At 68.6% G+C, this 17,402-nt stretch carries 13 protein-coding genes and 2 pseudogenes; 4 read left to right on the top strand and 11 right to left on the bottom strand.

Translation table 11 applies throughout. The annotated features are described in order from the left end of the window. Positions 1-20: 20 nt before the first annotated feature. The gene (gene tuf, locus G6048_RS26200) at positions 21-1,202 is read right to left on the bottom strand and encodes an elongation factor Tu (RefSeq protein WP_165342043.1); all 1,182 of its coding nucleotides are present in this window, start codon (positions 1,200-1,202) and stop codon (positions 21-23) included. Positions 1,203-1,526: 324 nt separating this feature from the next. Continuing rightward, positions 1,527-2,261, bottom strand: coding sequence for a DNA alkylation repair protein (locus G6048_RS26195; protein WP_165342042.1), 735 nt, complete (start codon positions 2,259-2,261; stop codon positions 1,527-1,529). A gap of 49 nt (positions 2,262-2,310) precedes the next feature. On the opposite strand from G6048_RS26195, the gene G6048_RS26190 reads away from it, so the two are divergent. After that, the gene (locus tag G6048_RS26190; RefSeq protein WP_165342041.1) at positions 2,311-3,099 is read left to right on the top strand and encodes a TVP38/TMEM64 family protein; all 789 of its coding nucleotides are present in this window, start codon (positions 2,311-2,313) and stop codon (positions 3,097-3,099) included. A 23-nt stretch (positions 3,100-3,122) separates the two neighbouring features. On the opposite strand, the gene G6048_RS26185 is transcribed toward G6048_RS26190, so the two are convergent. After that, positions 3,123-4,292 carry a thiolase family protein gene (locus tag G6048_RS26185; protein ID WP_165342040.1) on the bottom strand — a complete coding sequence of 390 codons (1,170 nt, stop codon included), beginning with the start codon at positions 4,290-4,292 and terminating at the stop codon, positions 3,123-3,125. Positions 4,293-4,397: 105 nt separating this feature from the next. Here G6048_RS26185 and G6048_RS26180 point away from each other — a divergent pair. Next, a pseudogene (locus G6048_RS26180) lies at positions 4,398-4,876 on the top strand (winged helix-turn-helix transcriptional regulator). An 18-nt stretch (positions 4,877-4,894) separates the two neighbouring features. On the opposite strand, the gene G6048_RS26175 reads toward G6048_RS26180, so the two are convergent. The 3 genes from G6048_RS26175 to G6048_RS26165 are packed head-to-tail and all read right to left on the bottom strand — an operon-like array spanning position 4,895 to position 7,778. Then, the gene (locus tag G6048_RS26175) at positions 4,895-5,617 is read right to left on the bottom strand and encodes a cupin domain-containing protein (protein WP_165342039.1); all 723 of its coding nucleotides are present in this window, start codon (positions 5,615-5,617) and stop codon (positions 4,895-4,897) included. Beyond that, entirely contained in the window at positions 5,611-6,549 is a 939-nt protein-coding gene (locus tag G6048_RS26170) for a DUF6807 domain-containing protein (RefSeq protein WP_165342038.1), read from the bottom strand. The genes G6048_RS26175 and G6048_RS26170 overlap by 7 nt, the downstream gene beginning before the upstream one ends. Next, positions 6,546-7,778, bottom strand: a complete 1,233-nt coding sequence (locus G6048_RS26165) for a Gfo/Idh/MocA family protein (RefSeq protein ID WP_165342037.1) — start codon at positions 7,776-7,778, stop codon at positions 6,546-6,548. Before G6048_RS26165 ends, G6048_RS26170 begins: the two co-directional genes overlap by 4 nt. A gap of 325 nt (positions 7,779-8,103) precedes the next feature. On the opposite strand from G6048_RS26165, the gene G6048_RS26160 reads away from it, so the two are divergent. Further along, on the top strand, positions 8,104-8,979 hold the full coding sequence (locus G6048_RS26160) for an undecaprenyl-diphosphate phosphatase (protein WP_165342036.1): 876 nt from the start codon (positions 8,104-8,106) through the stop codon (positions 8,977-8,979). Positions 8,980-10,645: 1,666 nt separating this feature from the next. On the opposite strand, the gene G6048_RS26155 is transcribed toward G6048_RS26160, so the two are convergent. From G6048_RS26155 to G6048_RS26135, 5 genes are all read right to left on the bottom strand, one after another. Continuing rightward, entirely contained in the window at positions 10,646-11,620 is a 975-nt protein-coding gene (locus G6048_RS26155; RefSeq protein ID WP_165342035.1) for a hypothetical protein, read from the bottom strand. 324 nt (positions 11,621-11,944) lie between these two features. Beyond that, positions 11,945-13,258 carry a nucleotidyltransferase gene (locus tag G6048_RS26150; protein ID WP_165342034.1) on the bottom strand — a complete coding sequence of 438 codons (1,314 nt, stop codon included), beginning with the start codon at positions 13,256-13,258 and terminating at the stop codon, positions 11,945-11,947. Further along, positions 13,255-13,857: an SLATT domain-containing protein gene (locus G6048_RS26145; protein ID WP_165342033.1), complete on the bottom strand. Its 603-nt coding sequence runs from the start codon at positions 13,855-13,857 to the stop codon at positions 13,255-13,257. The genes G6048_RS26150 and G6048_RS26145 overlap by 4 nt, the downstream gene beginning before the upstream one ends. A gap of 964 nt (positions 13,858-14,821) precedes the next feature. Beyond that, a complete protein-coding gene (locus tag G6048_RS26140; protein ID WP_165342032.1) occupies positions 14,822-15,196 on the bottom strand; it encodes a hypothetical protein in 375 nt (124 codons plus the stop codon). Beyond that, positions 15,174-15,638, bottom strand: a complete 465-nt coding sequence (locus G6048_RS26135) for a type II toxin-antitoxin system Phd/YefM family antitoxin (protein ID WP_165342031.1) — start codon at positions 15,636-15,638, stop codon at positions 15,174-15,176. The genes G6048_RS26140 and G6048_RS26135 overlap by 23 nt, the downstream gene beginning before the upstream one ends. Positions 15,639-15,938: 300 nt before the next feature. Between G6048_RS26135 and G6048_RS26125 the strand changes: the two are divergent. Beyond that, positions 15,939-17,037 (top strand): annotated as a pseudogene (locus G6048_RS26125) (integrase core domain-containing protein). The last annotated feature ends 365 nt before the right edge of the window (positions 17,038-17,402 follow it).

Raw genomic sequence — 17,402 nt, 5'->3', positions numbered from 1 at the left:
CCCCCAGCCCACCCACACGGTCAGCCGACCGACGTCACCGTCCCCGCACCGACCGTCCGCCCGCCTTCGCGGATCGCAAAGCCGAGCCCCGGCTCAAGCGGCACGTCCCGGCCCAAAGAGACCGTCATCGAGACGGTCTCACCGGGCCGCGCAACAGCCCGCTCGCCGAGGTCGACGTCGCCGACCACGTCCGCGGTGCGGATGTAGAACTGCGGCCGGTAGCCGCTGGACACCGGCGTCGTACGCCCGCCCTCGCGCGTCGACAGGACGTACACCTGTGCCGAGAAGCGGCGACTGGGTACGACGCTGCCGGGCGCCGCGACGATATGCCCACGCCGCACCGCGTCCCGCGCCACACCACGCAGCAGCAACGCCACGTTGTCCCCGGCCTGCGCCTCCTCCATCGGCTTGCCGAAGGTCTCCAGCCCGGTGACGACGGTGTCCACGGAAGCACCGAGCACTTCAACACGGTCACCCACGTGAATCGTGCCCCGCTCGACCGCACCCGTCACGACCGTGCCACGACCGGTGATGGTGAGCACGTTCTCGACGGGCAACAGAAACGGCGCATCGAGATACCGCTCGGGCATCGGGACGTACGTGTCCACGGCGTCGAGCAGCGCGTCGATCGCCGCGGTCCAACGAGCGTCCCCCTCAAGGGCCTTGAGCCCGGAGACCCGTACGACCGGTACGGAGTCGCCACCGTAACCGTGCGCGGAGAGCAGCTCGCGCACCTCCAGCTCGACGAGGTCGGTGAGCACAGCGTCCTCGCCGTCGGCGACGGCGTCGGCCTTGTTGAGGGCGACGACGATGTGGTCGACGCCCACCTGGCGGGCGAGCAGCACATGCTCGGCGGTCTGCGGCATGATCCCGTCGAGCGCGGAGACGACGAGGATCGCGCCGTCGAGTTGCGCGGCCCCGGTGACCATGTTCTTGACGTAGTCGGCGTGGCCCGGCATGTCGACGTGCGCGTAGTGCCGGGTGTCGGTCTCGTACTCGACGTGCGCGATGTTGATGGTGATGCCGCGCGCGGCCTCCTCCGGCGCCCGGTCGATCCGGTCGAACGGAATGAAGGTGCCGGAGCCGCGCTCGGCGAGGACCTTGGTGATGGCGGCGGTCAGGGTGGTCTTGCCGTGGTCGACATGGCCCATCGTGCCGATGTTCAGATGCGGTTTCGTGCGGACGTAAGCCGTTTTGGACATGGCGATACCTCGAAGCCTCTCAGTGGAACCGAGTGATGGTCCCGGCGCGAACGGGCCGGGACGGGGACCCCAAGGAACTTGCCGACCCTCCCCCTGCGGGGTCCGCCGGACGATCCGGAGAGGGTCAGCTTCGGGCGCCGTCGACGGCGGCCACTGTGGTCACGACGGCAGCCTTCGGGGCATCCGCGAGTGCGGATGCTGCGAGGAGGAAGGCGTGCCGGAACATGGGGAGATCATTGCTGACGTATCAGCCCACGTCGAATGATTTTCGGCGGCCGGGAGACGGACGTGAGCCGGGGGCTCACCGGTGGTTCTGCTGGTCCGTCAGGGACCGATGTTCCTGAGTGCCTCGCGCACCGACAGCGGCGAGAGCCGACCCTTCTCGCGGGCGACGAAGGCCCGTACGGCCGCCGGATCCGTCTTGGCGTACTCGCGCAGGCACCAGCCGATCGCCTTGCGGATGAAGAAGTCGGGGTGCCCGGACTGGCGGGCGCAGTACGCGAAGAGGCGTTCGGTGTCGGTGGCGTCCTTGTAGCGGAGCTGGTGGAGGAGGGCCGTGCGGGCGACCCACAGGTCGTCGTCCTCGATCCACGCGTCCATGTCGGCACGCAGCTTCGGGTCGGCGGTCACCAGGCCTCCCACCACGTGGCAGGCGAGCAGGTCGACGGTGTCCCACCAGGGGACCGTGGAGACGAGATGGCGTGCCACCGGCAGGAAGCCGGACGAGAGACGCGTCACATGGCGGCGCAGATAGTCGACTGCGAAGTAGTGGTACTCGCGTTGCGGCAGACGCCAGCAGCGGAGCGCCACCGCCGTGCAGTCCGCCTCGTCGGGGCGGGGTGTGCCTGCCAGCACGGTGCGGGAGAGCGCGCGGCGATCCGGCGTGGTCAGGCCGAGAAAGGGCGCGATGTCCTTCATGTACGCGCGCAGCGACTCGGCCCGTTCCGGATCGGCCTCCGCCGCGTAGGTGGATGTGAGCCGCTCCAGCAGAGTGTCCGCGACGGCGCTGCGTGGCGGCTCCAAACCGCCGTCTGACGTTCCGGTAGCTGTGACGCCCATGAGACGAACCATACGGCGATCACACATGTCGGTCAGTTAGTGTCGCCGGATGCTCGATGCCACCACCCGCTCTGGGGGCACCGCGACGGCCGCTCCCCCGGCCGTCGCCACGGAGCTCGGTTCCGCCGAGTTCGCCGCCCCCGAGTTCGCCGCCGCGCCCACGGGTCTTGCCGCGCGCTGCACGAGAGCGCTGCTCTCGCCGTGGTCCCGGCTGTCCCTGCTCGTGACGCTGCTGATGGCCGCGGCCGCGACCGTGCTGCTCTTCCAGCCGCAGAAGCTGCTGGCCGACGGCTGGCCGCCACAGCTGAACGGTGCCGCGGCGGCCGTGGTGTTCGCGGTGGCGTACGGGCTGTGCACGGTCGCCTTCGTGCCCCGACCGCTCCTCAATCTCGCGGCGGGCGCCCTCTTCGGCTCGCAGCTGGGGCTCGGGGCCGCGCTGAGCGGCACGGTACTGGGGGCGGGCATCGCGTTCGGGCTCGGCCGGATGCTCGGGCAGGACGCGCTGCGGCCTCTGCTGCGCGGACGCTGGCTGAAGCTGGCCGACGGCCAGCTCAGCCAACACGGCTTCCGCTCGATGATGGTCGCGCGGCTCTTCCCCGGGGTGCCGTTCTGGGCGGCGAACTACTGCGCGTCCGTCTCCCGTATGGGCTATTTCCCCTTTCTCCTCGCCACGGGCCTCGGCTCGATCCCGAACACCGCGGCCTACGCCGTCGCCGGCGCCCGCGCCTCGACCCCGACGTCCCCCGCCTTCCTGATCGCCATGGCCTGCATCGCCCTCCCGGCCCTGGTGGGAGCGACCATCGCCTGGCGCAAGCGTCACCATGTGCGCGGACGCTGAGAGAGCCGGTTGAGAGAGGCCGCCTACAGGCCTTCCAGCACCATGGCATTGGCCAGGCCGCCCGCCTCGCACATCGTCTGGAGGGCGTAGCGGGCCCCGCGGGCCCTCATCGCGTGCACGAGCGTGGTCGTCAGGCGGGTGCCGCTCGCACCGAGGGGGTGGCCGATGGCGATCGCGCCGCCGTGCACGTTGACCTTGGCGAGATCGGCGCCCGTCTCCTGCTGCCAGGCGAGGACGACGCTGGAGAAGGCCTCGTTGACCTCGAAGAGATCGATGTCGTCGATGCTCAGCGACGCCTTGCGGAGCACTTTCTCGGTGGCGGGGACGACACCCGTGAGCATCAGCAGCGGGTCCGATCCGGTGACCGCGAAACTGTGCAGCCGGGCCAACGGGCGCAGGCCGAAACGGGCCGCGGTCTCGCTCGACATGATGAGCACGGCGGACGCACCGTCGTTGATGGGGCTGGCGTTGCCCGCGGTGACGTTCCACTCGATCTGCGGGAAGCGCTTGCCGAAGTTCGGGTCATAATAGGCGGGCTTGAGACCGGCCAGGACCTCCGTGGTGCTGCCCGGCCGGACGCACTCGTCGCGCGTCACCCCTTCCAAGGGCGCCACTTCATCGGCGAACAGACCGTTCTCCCACGCCGCGGCCGCCTTCAGGTGCGAGTCCACCGCGAACGCGTCCATCCGGTCGCGCGAGATCGACCACTTGGCCGCGATCAGCTCGGCGCTGATGCCCTGCGGCACCAGGCCCTCCGGGTAGCGTTCGGCGACTCCGGGCCCGAAGGGGTCCTTGCCCGCCGGCACGTTGGACCACATCGGCACGCGGCTCATCGACTCCACCCCACAGGCCACCACCAGGTCGTACGCCCCCGAGATGACGCCCTGCGCCGCGAAGTGCACGGCCTGCTGGGACGAACCGCACTGACGGTCCACGGTCGTCGCGGGCACCGTCTCGGGGAAGCCGGCCGACAGCACGGCGTAACGGGTGGTGTTCATGGCCTGCTCGCCGACCTGGTCGACCGTGCCGCCGATGACGTCGTCGATCAGCACCGGGTCGATACCGGACCGCTCGACGAGGGTACGGAGCGTGTGGGCGAGGAGTTCCACGGGATGGACGTGGGCGAGGGCACCGTTCGGCTTGCCCTTGCCTATCGGGGTGCGTACGGCTTCGACGATGACTGCGTCACGCATGGTCTGACCCCTCCGAGTCGATGAGTTCGCTTTCCAAACTCGCTAAGTGACTCCACAGTAACCTAGTGGGTTGGAAGAACCAACCCACCCTCTGGACTGGATGGCATGAAGGACGCCCGCCCCTGCTCGATCGCCGGCACGCTCGCTCTCGTCGGCGAGAAGTACTCCCTGCTCGTCCTGCGCGAGGTGACCCTGGGCGCCACACGGTTCGACCAGTTGGTGCGCAACATCGGCGCCCCGCGCGACGTACTCTCACGAACCGCCTGAAGCGGCTGGTCGACGCCGGGATCCTGGAAAAGGTCGCGTACAGCGAGCACCCGCCGCGCTTCGAGTACCGGCCCACGACGGCCGGCCTGGAGCTGGAGCCGGTACTCCTCACGCTCATGGCATGGGGCGACCGCCATCTCAACGACGGCGATCGCCCCATGGTGCTCGAACACGTCGGCGGCCACGGACACGTGGGCGGCCACGAACTGGTTCCGGTCGTCGTCTGCTCGGAGTGCCGCGAGGAGGTCCGGCACGACGAGCTGACGGCCCACCCGCAGACCCCGGGGTGGAAGGTGACGGGCCCGGCGGCGGCGTAGAGCCGGGCTTACGTTCCTCTACGTTCCCTGATACACATCGAGCCGCCCGCACATCCCGAACTTGCCGTACGCGGACGGCTGTTCCGCGCGTACGGCGGCATCGGCGAGGTGGGACACGTCGCCCTTCTCGAGCCGGTCGAGCTGATCCTCCGTGGCTGCGGCAGCCGCCTGTGCCCCGCGTTCCCAGCGCTCGCGCCAGTCGGCGAGCCGGGGCCGTACGAGCGCGGCAGCGGCCCTGTGGAACGCGGCCAGCACCTCGGGCCCGTCCGCGTCGCGCAGCGCCCGGTAGCCCTCGAGTGCGAGGTCACGCCGGGCGCGGGCGATCCGCTCCCGCTCCTCCTCAGGAGCGTCCGCCGGGATGACGGTGGCGGCGGCGTAGGTCTCCGGGTCGGTCAGGTACTTCGGGGGCAGCGTGAGCACCGCGTCCCCCGCCTCCGGAAGGCCGTTGTTCTGCATCAGGACGGTGATGCGCAGGTCGTCCTCGTTGACGAGCCGGTGGATGGTGCCGGGCGTGAACCAGGCGACCGTGCCGGGTGCGAGAGGCGTCACCTCGTATCCGGACGTCGTCAGGGTCTGCACCGCGCCCCGCCCGCCGGTGACGACGTACGCCTCCGAACAGGTCAGGTGCAGATGGGGAGTTCCGCCGCAGACCCCGTCGGCGGCGGGCCAGTCGTAGACGGACAGATGCGAGACGGCGACGGCTCCGGGTAGTCCGGTGAAGCCGGAGGCGGCGCTCACCATGGGTGCTCCTTCAGGTACTTGGCGATCTCCTCGCGCTCCCAAGCGCCGTCGGCGACGACGACGCGGTAGCGACGGGTGAGGGTGTCACCCGGTGCGAGTTCCAGTTCGTCGAAGAAGGCGAAGGACGGGGCGACGGCGGCGAAGGGCTCGTTGCGGACGAACCAGTGGGCCGGGTGGGCGCCGCCCTCGCCGGTGTGGTCGTTCTCCGGGGCGTGCGCGAAGACGAGGGTCGCGTGGCCGTCGGTGACGTCATGCTCTCCCGAGTACGCGAGCCAGGGCGCCTGTTGCCCCATCAGCTCGGGCCCTTCGCTGTCGGGCCCGATGATGCGCCCGTCCCGGAAGGCGCGTGGACCGCGCCAGAAGAGGCCCGTGTAACCGGCCATCTCCCGCCCGGCCGTCGTGGGACTGCCGAACCGCAGGGGCCCGTCGCGCCGGTTGGTGACGGCGGTCGTCCAGGTCAGCGCCCAGGACCCGGACGCCGGGTCCACGTCATGCACCTCGATACGGCGCTCCTCGTCCGCCCAGAGCGTGCCGTCGTACGGATGCCAGGTGAGCCGCTCGGCGATGACGAAACGGCCGCTCTCCGAGCCGACCTCGTCGAACTTGACGTGCGCCATCGACCCGACGCGCTCCGGGAGTTCGAGATACCCCTGCCCGTGCACGTACGAGTTGCCGCCCCACAGGTTCGCCCCCGACAGATGCGAGGCGGTCATCTGGAGGCCCTTGTGCCAGCGGTGGTCATTGGGCCGGTAGTCCGTGACAACGTTGCCCGCCAGGGTCCTGAGCGGATGCACGTACGGCTTCGGGGCCTCCCAGGCCGCCTCGGCGCCGTACACATAGCTGAACAGCTCGACGCCGGTGGCGGGTTCGGTGATCGTGATGCGGTCGCCGTGGGCGTGGACGACGCGCAGGCCGTTGTCCTGTGCGGTCATGCCGGTACCTCCTTGTCGTGCGTCGCCGGTGCCCAGCCGGGGGCGCCGCCGTGCAGGGCGGTGTAGTAGGGGTCGCCGGGGCCGATCTCGCCGGCCCGTACGGTCCTGTCCGTGAACGCCGACTTGTAGAGCGCGGTGATCAACTCCAGGCTGGTGCGACCGTCGGCGCCGCTGCTGCGCGGACGCTCGCCCGCGCGCATGCTCGCGACCAGCTCCCTCAGCTGGGCCAGGTGTGAACTGGGCTCGTCCGGGCCGAAGTTCTGCCATTCGGCCACGTCCTCGGCCGATGCGTCCGGCACCGGGATGACGCGCCAGTTGTCGTTGCTGTGGCCGTAGAGATGGGTGAGTTCGACCGTCGCCCGCTCGCAGTCGATGCGTATGCGGCTGACCTCGTCCGGGCTGAGCACGCTGTTGACCACGGTCGCGAGAGCACCGCTCTCGAAGCGTACGAGCGCGGTTGACACGTCCTCGGTCTGCACGTCGTGCACCAGGCGTCCGGCCATGGCCCGTACCTCGGTCCACGGGCCGAGCAGATCGAGCAGCAGATCCATCTGGTGGATGCCGTGCCCCATGGCGGGCCCGCCGCCCTCGGTCTGCCACTTTCCGCGCCAGGGCACCGCGTAGTAGGCGGCGTTGCGGTACCACGTGGTCTGGCAGTGCGCCACGAGGGGCCGCCCCATCGCCTCCTCGGCGATCAGCCGTCGTACGTGTCTCGATCCGGAGCCGAAGCGGTGCTGGAAGACGATCGAGGCGTACGGCCCGCCGTCGAGCCCTTCCTCGGCCTCCACGGCGTCGTAGTCGGCGAGCGTCGGCACCGGGGGCTTCTCGCACCACACCCAGGCGCCGGCCCGGAGCGCGGCGACGGTCTGCGCGCGGTGCAGGGTCGGCGGGGTGCACACGGAGACGAGGTCGGGGCGCTGTTCGGCCAGCATCCGGTCGAGATCGGTGTACGCGTGCGGAACGCCGCCCTCCGCGCAGAACCGCTTCACCGCGTCGGCGTCGATGTCGACCGCCGCGACGATCTCCACCTCACCTTCGGCGGCGAGGGCGGCGAGGGCGGGCAGGTGGCTGCCGGCGATGGCTCCGGTACCGACGATCGCGGCCTTGATGCGGCGACCGTCGAACGCGGCCGCGGGGCGCTGCTCGGACGAGGTCCGAAGCGAACTCTGCTGCGGGATCGTCTCGCTGGGGGTGGCGTCGCGGGGGGTACGCATCTGCGTGATCAGCACTCCATCGGACGTGATGTTCGGCTCTGGCGGACGCCCGCCGACCCCGGTTGGCCACCGATTTTCAGCAAGCGCTTTCACTCCTCGCGGAAACGTAAGCGCCGAGGTCGGGGCGGGTCAACACCCTGTCCACCGTTGCAGAGAGTGCACCGATGTGCGGTGAGCGGGGCGTACGCCGGTGCGCGCTGGCGAGGGCCCGGCCGCCCGCACTTTCACCGCGGGACGCTACGCTGCCCCGGTCGCGCCTGATCACCGCATACGGCAACACGGCGCGTACGTCCGCTTATTCGCTCCGCACCCGCCCTCGGCACTTGGATCACGTAACTTCATGTCTTGGTTTGAATCCCTCATCCTCGGACTCGTCCAGGGGCTGACCGAGTTCCTGCCCATCTCCTCCAGCGCACATCTGCGGCTGACCGCGGCATTCGCGAGCTGGGACGACCCGGGGGCGGCCTTCACCGCGATCACCCAGATCGGCACGGAGGCCGCGGTGCTGATCTACTTCCGCAAGGACATCGCACGGATCATCTCGGCGTGGTCCCGCTCGCTGGTCGACAAGGCGATGCGACAGGATCACGATGCGCGGATGGGCTGGCTGGTGATCATCGGCTCGATTCCGATCGGCGTGCTGGGCGTCACGTTCAAGGACCAGATCGAGGGACCGTTCCGTGATCTGCGGATCACCGCGACCACGCTGATCGTGATGGGCATCGTCCTCGGCATCGCGGACCGCCTCGCCGCGCGCGAGGAGGCCGGCGGCAAGCACCGGGTGCCAAAGGAGCGCAAGTCACTCCAGGAGCTGACCGTCAAGGACGGCCTCGTCTACGGCATGTGCCAGGCGATGGCCCTCATCCCCGGCGTCTCCCGCTCCGGCGCCACCATCAGCGGTGGCCTGCTCATGAGCTACAGCCGCGAGGCCGCGGCCCGCTACTCCTTCCTGCTCGCCATCCCGGCGGTGCTCGCCTCCGGCCTCTTCGAGCTGAAGGACGCGAGCGAGGGCGGGCATGTGTCCTGGGGGCCGACGATTTTCGCGACGATTGTCGCTTTCTTTGTGGGTTACGCAGTAATCGCATGGTTCATGAAGTTCATCAGCACGAAGTCCTTCATGCCGTTCGTCTACTACCGCATCACCCTCGGTGTGGTGGTGATTGTGCTGGTCAGCATGGGTGCGCTGAGCCCGCACGCGGGCGAATCCGGCGGCTGAACTAGGGCCGCGCAGGTAGCGCCATCTAGCATTTTCTAGCGCCTGATTGCAGCACCACGCCATGATCATCTCCCACTTGTCTCCCACTTGTCTCCCACTCATCTCCCACCGGGGAGGCGGGATACGCCCCACTAGGACGTGTGCGTCCGCAACGTAGGGGATGACGCGGAAGGGCCCGCACGGACGTGCGGGCCCTTCCGTGCAGAGGGTGGAGCGGGTCAGCTGAGGTTCGTGTCCGGCCAAGGCCGCGACCCTCGCCACGCGGAAACGCCGCCGCTCATCCACCGTGTCCCAGGCAGCACCCGGTGAGGTCGTCCAGCGCCGCGGCCGTGAGGATAAGCCAGCCGAGGCGCGCTTCCATGTCCTCCCACGTGTGCGTCACCGCGACTGCCTCACCATGCGGACCCGTGCCCCGTACACCGCTATGGCGACTTCCCCCATGTCCCCGTTGATCGCGAGGACCTGGAGGAGCCGGATGCCCCCACCCGGTGGTGATCCCATCCGGCGCGCGGCCCTGGAGCTGGTGCTCCACCACCGCCGCGCCGTCCCCGCTCACGGCATCCAGGAAGACCATGGCCGTCACAATGACGTCCGCGAACCTTTCGGCACACCCCACGCGTGAGGCGCCCTTCCGCGGGTTGGCGCCGAGCGCGCTGTGAAGGGCCTCCGCGGCCTCGCCCAGCTCCTGACTGATCTTGAGCACGCGCACCGGCTCCGCCGCACGCCGCCCATCCTCGAAAGGCCCCTCCACCAGACCGACTCACGGGCGCTCCTCGCCCGCCGTTCGGCCCATGAGATCTGCGCCGTCCCGCGCTGCCGCGCACGACGCCGTGGGCCGAGCCACACCCGATGGTGGCCCGAGGGCCGGCACACCGGAATATGACTGGACGACGAGGACATCGTCTGCGCTGAGCCCTGGCCGATCCTGCACGACTCGCGGTGTACAAGGTCACACAACGCCATCAATACTGAGCGGCGGTCTTCGCACAGCTCGCGGCGAGTCAGATGTGGTGCCAAAATCGCAGCGGCGTCTCGCCATGGACATCTTCGAGTTCCGACGGTGTCCCTGCGGAGACGTTTTGCTGCTACCGGCCGGACGCGACAACAATGCTGATCGCCGAAGCCCCGAGCAGGACACCGATGAGATCCGTCAATGCACCAGCCGGGACACGCATCGGCCTCCACCAAGACCCTTGACGGCCTCACACGAGTATGCCCAGTCCCTGACGCGGAACAGCGGCGCGGGAGCGGTCAGTTCTTTCGCCACCAGTACCTCGATCACCTGGCCGTGCGTCAGGTCCGCCCGCGGAGCCGGTGGCCGCAGCCCGTCGACGATCCCACGACGTCCAGCCGCCGCAGAAACTCGGCAGCGACAGGCAGAGCGCCCAGGCGCTTGGTCACCACGGACCCAATCACGACCTCCACGCAAGGGCGTTCCGTCCGCCCGGACGGCACTCCAGGCCGTCTACGAGACGGTCCTCAAACCAAGCAGTTGGCTGCGGAGACTGCGGGTCGGGCAAGGGCGGCAGAGCTCGACCTGATTCCTCGGCGACGGCAGCCAACCCCAAAGCCCCTGCTCCCGCTCTCCCGACTCAGGGCGGCGCCAACCTGGAAGACCGACAGCGACCTCCGGGCTTCCTGCCCCTCAGGAGCGGACAGGCCGTTCTCAGACCTCCCGGGGATCTTGCCGGTCGAGCGCAGCCAGCACGCGAGTCGGACCGTCGATCAGATCGAACAGGCCGCGGGTCCGTCGCGCCCACTGCTCTGGATCCTCTCCCTCCGCGAACGCCGCAGCCGACGCGAACTGGTCCTGGAGGTTGACCGGCAGTCTGCCAGCCAGGGACGCACCGAGCTCTCGGCCCAGGACGGCTCGCGACGATGACGGCCGCATGAAGCGGGCCAGCTTGCCGGTCGCCGGGACGGCGGCGCCGCTCACGCCCTCGAGAGCCGCAACGGCATCGCGCACCCAGCCGCCATCCCAGGTGTCGGAGAGCGGAACAGCGATCCGCTGAACGCTGGCGATCGCGTCCCTCCCCAGCGCGAGCGAGAGCCCTCCCGGATCCTCGTGGAAGTTCAGGTAACGGGCGACGTCGACACCCGGCGGGCAGACCTCGTCGAGCACGACGTCGCCGACGAAGTTGCCGGGGTCGACGAGCCACCCCTCCCGCACCACGACGGATGGCTTCAGACGGACCCGATACAGATAGAACTGGCTGCGCTGGTCGGCCTGGTTACGGATCCGACGCAGCATATTGTGGACAGCGGCCTCGTACGTGCCGACGTGGAGGGCCTTCGCCCGCTGCCGCGCGGCCCACGCGGAAACACGCTGCTCTCCGCCCATCCTCCTGCGGGTCTCGGGAGTCAAGACGGCTGCCGGGTCGAAGTCCCGCGTCGGCCAGTCCGGCTGCGTGCTCGTGTGGTACCAGGAGAACTGCGCGACCCTGTCGTCGTCGAGCGCCGGGTCGCCGGAGTCGAGCGTCACCCGAGGCGAGTCCTCGTGCTCGCAGGCCATGCCGCAGCCGGGGCAGGTCTCCTTCGCCTGCTCCCACCGATCGATCCAGTCCAGATCGATGCGCCACCGATGATCGCAGCGCCCACAGAGCATCTGCCGCTCGCGCGTGAAGTCGATTTGCCGTTCCACGGCACCATTCTCCGGAAGCGTCCGACGGAGAACCAGCCTCAGCCGAGGGTCTCGAAGCCGCCGGAACTCCGCTTCCGCGGCATCTGCTTCGTCGCAGAGCAGGCAGACGATCTGCTCTGCGAACCTGCTGGGATCCTCGGAACGCAGCTCAGCAGCGCGGCGGGCAGCGTACCGCTCCCGCGAAGGCCATCTCGGCGTTGAGCAGGGACTCGGACATGGCAGCGAGAGAACTGCTCATGCTTCAACCCTACGGGCGGATGCGCCTGATGCGACGAGACCCCGGCAGATTCGTCGGGGCCTCGTCGCGCTCCGAGGATCGGTTCCCTACAAGACGTTCGCCGTCTTTACGCTCGTGTTGCTGACCGGCACGTCGATCCGGTCCCGAGCGACGACGACCCCGTCCTTGACGACGTAGCACTCGACGACGTGCTCGCCCTTGAAGTCCGAGTGCTCGATGCGGACTCCCCGCTTGCTCGAGTCGACGATCTGGCCGCGGATTTTGTCCCGCCGCTCGGCTTCCGGACCACGATTGAGCACCTTCCACTTGAGTGTGTAGGGCTCCCCGACCGAGCAGCTGGTGACCACGAACCTCAAGCTCTTGTCGGCCTTGAGCAGGATCCCGCCGCGACGCATCACGCGGAGCCAGGTCGGACGCCATCCGGCCTGCGTGACCTCGCAATCGATGGACACAGTCTCGGACACGTCGACCGGGAACTCGTCCTCGATGAACTCCTCGGTGTCCCTGAACGACCGGGACGACTCGCTCGCGCTCTTCGCCAGCGGCACCGACGTGCCGAAGACCTCGCGCCACTTCTTGTTGGCGGACGTCTTGCCTTCGTCCGCGATCGCCTCGAGGCATCGGTTGTACGCCTTCTTCGCCTTCGGCTGGAACTGCGCCTTGACGTGGACCCGCTGCCGGCTGCCCAGCGCCAGGTAGTACTCCTGCTCTGACTGATCCTTGAGGAATTCGAAGAAGTCGCGGGCCATGAGGTCGAACGAGCCCGTGCCCGCTGCGTCGTAGTCGTCGGTCTGGTCGAAGAAGTTGTAGACGAGGGTGTCGATGAGCAGGCCGCCCATGTTCACGCCGTTCGCGTTCTTCCATGCCCGTGCCATCCGGGCCAGGTGGCGCATATTCGTCGAGGTGCGGTCGTTGCACTCCTTGGTCGCGGCGATCTCCTCGCGCGGCTTGGTGACCTTCCAGCCCTCAGCCTTCGTGTCCGGGTAGTCGAAGCTGCCATCGGCGTTCTCGAATGCCGGCTGGATCTCGAACTTGAAGGCGTTGGACGTGAACCGCACTCGGACGACGCACTGGTCGACGCGGATCTCCGTGTTCTTGTACCGCGCCTTGAGGTCGTCGCGGACCCTCTCGAGAATCCTCCGCGGGCCGGTGTCCCCGTCGTAGCTCGACCGGATCCCGGGCGGCAGGATGAAGATCATGTCGAGGTCGGACACTCCCTTGATCGCGGTGTGCCGGCCGAACGATCCGACCATCAGCTTGTAGTCGGTGCAGCCGTCCTTGTCGCGGAAGTCCTTGTTGAGCGCCTTCGTGATCTCGTCCCGCCGTGAGGCGACCGTCGTGGCCGTCTCCCCGACCTTCAGGTTATTGAGCAGCGTTTCGAAGATCTCTGAGGTCTTCATCGTGATGCCTCGCCTTCACCGAGCCGGAGCGCCTCCGGGAGGAAGATGTCGATCTCGCGCGAGGTGAACGTCATCTCCTCGTTGTTCTGCAGCCCGCCCTGGGCGTGCGCGAACGCCCTGCTGCTCGTCCTGGGCGCGTCGGCGTAGGCGTCGCGCGCGGCCTGCTGCAGCTCGTCCCGCCGCTCTCGGCCCTCCGCGTTGGAGACGGTGCCGGACATCAGGTCGGCGATGAGGGAGATGTAGGACTCCCGGACGTCCCACAGCCGAGAGGCGATGCCGCGGTGGGCCTCGGACTCCTCCTCGAACTTGAAGGTCTTCGTCCCAAGGCTCATCCAGCTGACCAGGAGCGCGATAGAAGAGGTCGCGAGGCTCGTCAGCACTGCGTTGCCGAGCAGGCCGACCACCGCGGCGAGGAAGGTGCCCGAGCCGATCGCGGTGAGAGCAATGAGGACGCCCTGCTGCCACCGGTGCTTGGTGAAGCAGATGTCCGCCTGCTTCTCATGGGTCTTGTGGCTGTAGACCACGCGCCCGAAAGCCTCTCGCATCTGCGCCAGAAGGTACGGGTCGCGGTCAGGCACCGCGTCGCTCTCGGGTGTCAATTCGTTCCTACTCGGTCGAGGACTCCTGGACATGCGCCTGAAAGTCAGTTGCACGTCTTCTGAGTATGGCGGCGACCACTGACACTCCGACCGACTTGAGCTACCTCCCGTTCAGGCCGCGCTCGATCCGGCCCGCCCTGCGGTCCTTTCCTGCTTCGCGCAGGTAGAGGAAAGCGGTGGACACGATGCCGCGGAGCCGCTCGCCCTCTGTCTCCGCGGCGGCCCCGCGAGGGTCCCGGCTCCAGGCCCGGGCGAGAGCGAGGCTCGTTGTCCATTCGCGCAGGAGGCTGTGGCGATGGCGTCCTCCCGGCTCGAAGGCCTCGGCCTTCAGCTCCTCCTCCTCGCCGCGCAGGCCGAGCTTCCGCGCTTGGCACCGGCTTCCTCAGTCATGGGTGGGCATGGCAGCGCTGCTGCGGGCAGGCGAAGACCAGTCGTCCTGGGCGAAACCGACGCGTTCGGCTGACGAGTCGAGAGCGGCTCGTACTTGAGGAAGGAGGCAACTGTTGGGTTCATCAGCTGCAGCAGGCGACACATCCGAGAACAGCAGCGATATACCACGGTCGGTTCGACACTCGGCACGCACGACCGTGAGCGTAGAGCCCGCCGACAACCAGAGCGCCTCGCGAACACGATGACCGCGCCACCCGGCCTCTCCGGTCGTACTCGAGGACCTCCGGAAGGCGGGAGCCGCCAAGGCCGACGGCGCGTCTCCTCTGCCACAGTCGCAAGTCGACCGGCTCGTCGCCATCCTGCGCTGGGCAGGCTCTCAGGCCAGTGCACCTCGTGGACGCGGAGCGCCACACCGGACGGCTGCGGGCCGTGGGAGCGGTACTCGGCACCGGCGGCGCGGGGTGCGGTCACGCTCCTCTCGCGTTCGCGCTCAAAGTCCCCGGTCGCGGCACACACAGCGATCATCCCCATCGGATGCGCGCTCACCGACGATGTGCGAGGCTGCGAAGCGCGCCTACTTCGTCTCGTTCGGGTGGCTCGTGTGCACCTGCTCCAGGAAGACCGTGCGCTCGTGGACGTAGAACCAGATGCGCGCGGTGCCCTTCGCAGTCGGTTTGTGCTGCCACCGCTCATGGGTCGCGCCGCCACGCTTGATGACGCCGAGCTCACCCTTGAGCCGATAGTTCGTCGGCGTCGTGGACAGTGGCGTCCGCGTGAGGAAGTCCCAGGTCTCCGTCATGGGGTTGCGGATCGTCGCGACGAGGTCGCGCCATCCCTTCTGCGCGTCGGCTGTGGCGAAGCGGATCTCGTACTCGATCTTCTTCGGAGGGCGAGGAACCAGCTCGCCCTTCCTGGCGGCCGCACGGCTACGGACGCTCCACGGTCTCATCGTCGTCGAACCACTCCAGACCGGCGCTGCCGCTGCTGAGCCCGGCCGCGACGGCCGTGGCCGTCTCCTTCCAGGAGGTCAGCTCTGCGATCGCGAGGTGCGGCTGGTCGGTGGCGAACGACGCGCGCGCCGCATCGACGAGGTCCTGCGCGCAGGGCTCCCGGTCGGCCGGCGACAGCGCGAGCATCCAAGGGAAGGCCTTGGACATCCGCTCGGCGAGCGAGCCGCGGTCGTCGAGGGTGACGGTGATGAGCTGCGCGGCAAAGTTCAGCAAGCGGGCACGACCCTCGGCCTCGCGCTGCGACATCAGGACCAGAGCCTCGCCGTCGCGCCGGGTCACCGTCACGGGGTGGTCCTCGGCCTCGGCGAAGACCTCTGCGGAGTGCTTGCTCAGGTCCGAAGAGCGCCGAGTCGCCACGGGGAGGCCTGCTGCGATGGTCATGGATCCATAGTATTCGGAACGTATTCGGAAGTCCAGTGGAGGCCGCAGAGTGCGTGCGCCAGACTCGACCTCCGGATGCGGTCCGATGTCAGATCTCAGCCTTCCTTGATGCTTGGGTCAGACCCGAGCACACAGCCGGTCGATCGTCGAGATGGGGTGCGCACTTACAGAGCTGCTTACCTTGCGCCTGCCGAAAAACTTATCCGTCCCGGTGGGGGCTGGTGTACGGGTGGTGTCGAGCGCGGGCGTTTGGGCGGGTGCTCTGGGCACCTGGTGGTCGCCCCGGCATGATGGCCGGTCGTGCTGCTGCGACTGGCCTATCTGGGTGTGGCGAACGTGTTCGCCCTGCTGCGCCTACTGCCGATGAGCGACCATGGCAAGGACGCCGAGATCCTCGCTCTTCGCCATCAGAATCGGGGTACTGGAGCGCCAACCCGACGGCCGGAGAGTGCGGTTCGCCCCGGGCGATCGCGCGTTCCTGGCAGCATTGCTGCGCCGGTTGCCGACGGAGGTGCTGCGCGGGGTGCGGCTGCTGGTGCGGCCGGACACGGTGATGCGCCGGCACCGTGATCTTCTCGCGCGCCGCCATGCGGCCCGTTCCCGTCCGAAACGTTCGGGACGGCCGCGCACGGTGCGCTCGATCCGCGCTCTCATCCTGCGCCTGGCGAGGGAGAATCCCGGGTGGGGATATCGGCGCATCCACGGTGAGTTGCTCGTCCTGGGTGTGCAGGTGGCCGCCTCCACCGTGTGGGAGATCCTGAAGGATGCCGGGATCCCGCCGGCACCCGAGCGGACGTCCAGTACCTGGGCGGACTTCCTGCGCTCCCAGGCCGATGCCCTGCTGGCGTGTGACTTCTTCGAGACCATCACTCTGTCCGGGACGCGGCTGTACGTGTTCGCGGTGATCGGGCACGCCGGCCGGCGCATCCGCGTCCTGGGCGCGACGGCGCACCCGACCGCCTCCTGGGCGGCGCAGGCCGCCAGGAACCTCGTCATGGATCTCCAGGACGCCTGCTGCCAGACCCGCTAAGTGATCCGGGACCGGGACGGGAAGTTCCACGAACTGTTCGACACGATCCTCGCCGACGCGGGGATCGAGGCCGTGCTCAGTGGCATCCGGATCCCCCGCATGAACTCCATCATGGAGAGATGGGTGCAGACCTGCCGCCGTGAACCGCTGGACCGCACCCTGATCTGGAACCAGCGGCATCTCCTCCACGCACTGCGGGAGTTCGAGCAGTTCTACAACGCGCACCGGCCGCACCAGGGCATCGCGAACACCTGCCCGCTGCACCCGCTCCCCGAACCGATCACCGATCCGGACGAAAACGCCCGCCTCGACATACATCGAACCGACCGACTCGGCGGCCTCCTTCACGAGTACCAGCATGCTGCGTGACCAGGCCGGATGAGGTTTCCGGCAAGGCCAGCGCTCACGCACGGGTATGCGGTGCCGGATGATGATCTTATCGGGGCCCACGAGGACGTCCTTGACGAGGAGCCGCAGGACGCGCTGGCGCTCGGGGACCTCGGCTGTCCCAGCGTTCTCGCGGAGCTGGGCGAGGAAGCCTTCGAGGTCGTCAGCGAGCTTGAGGTAGGCGTCGCGGTCGGCGAGCTGGGCTTCCAGCGCGTCGAGTTGGCCGCGCAGGTTGCTCTCCCGGGCCCGCGGGTCGGGCATCCGGGCCCGCAGTTCATCGATGGTGACCAGCTGTTCTTGCAACGCTTCGATCATGCGTGTGATCGCTGCGGTGGCCTCGACATCTG

It is taken from the genome of Streptomyces ureilyticus (assembly GCF_011045025.1).
Classification (GTDB): domain Bacteria; phylum Actinomycetota; class Actinomycetes; order Streptomycetales; family Streptomycetaceae; genus Streptomyces; species Streptomyces ureilyticus.
Note: the sequence above shows the minus strand (reverse complement) of the source record. Positions and strands in the feature narration are given on the sequence as shown.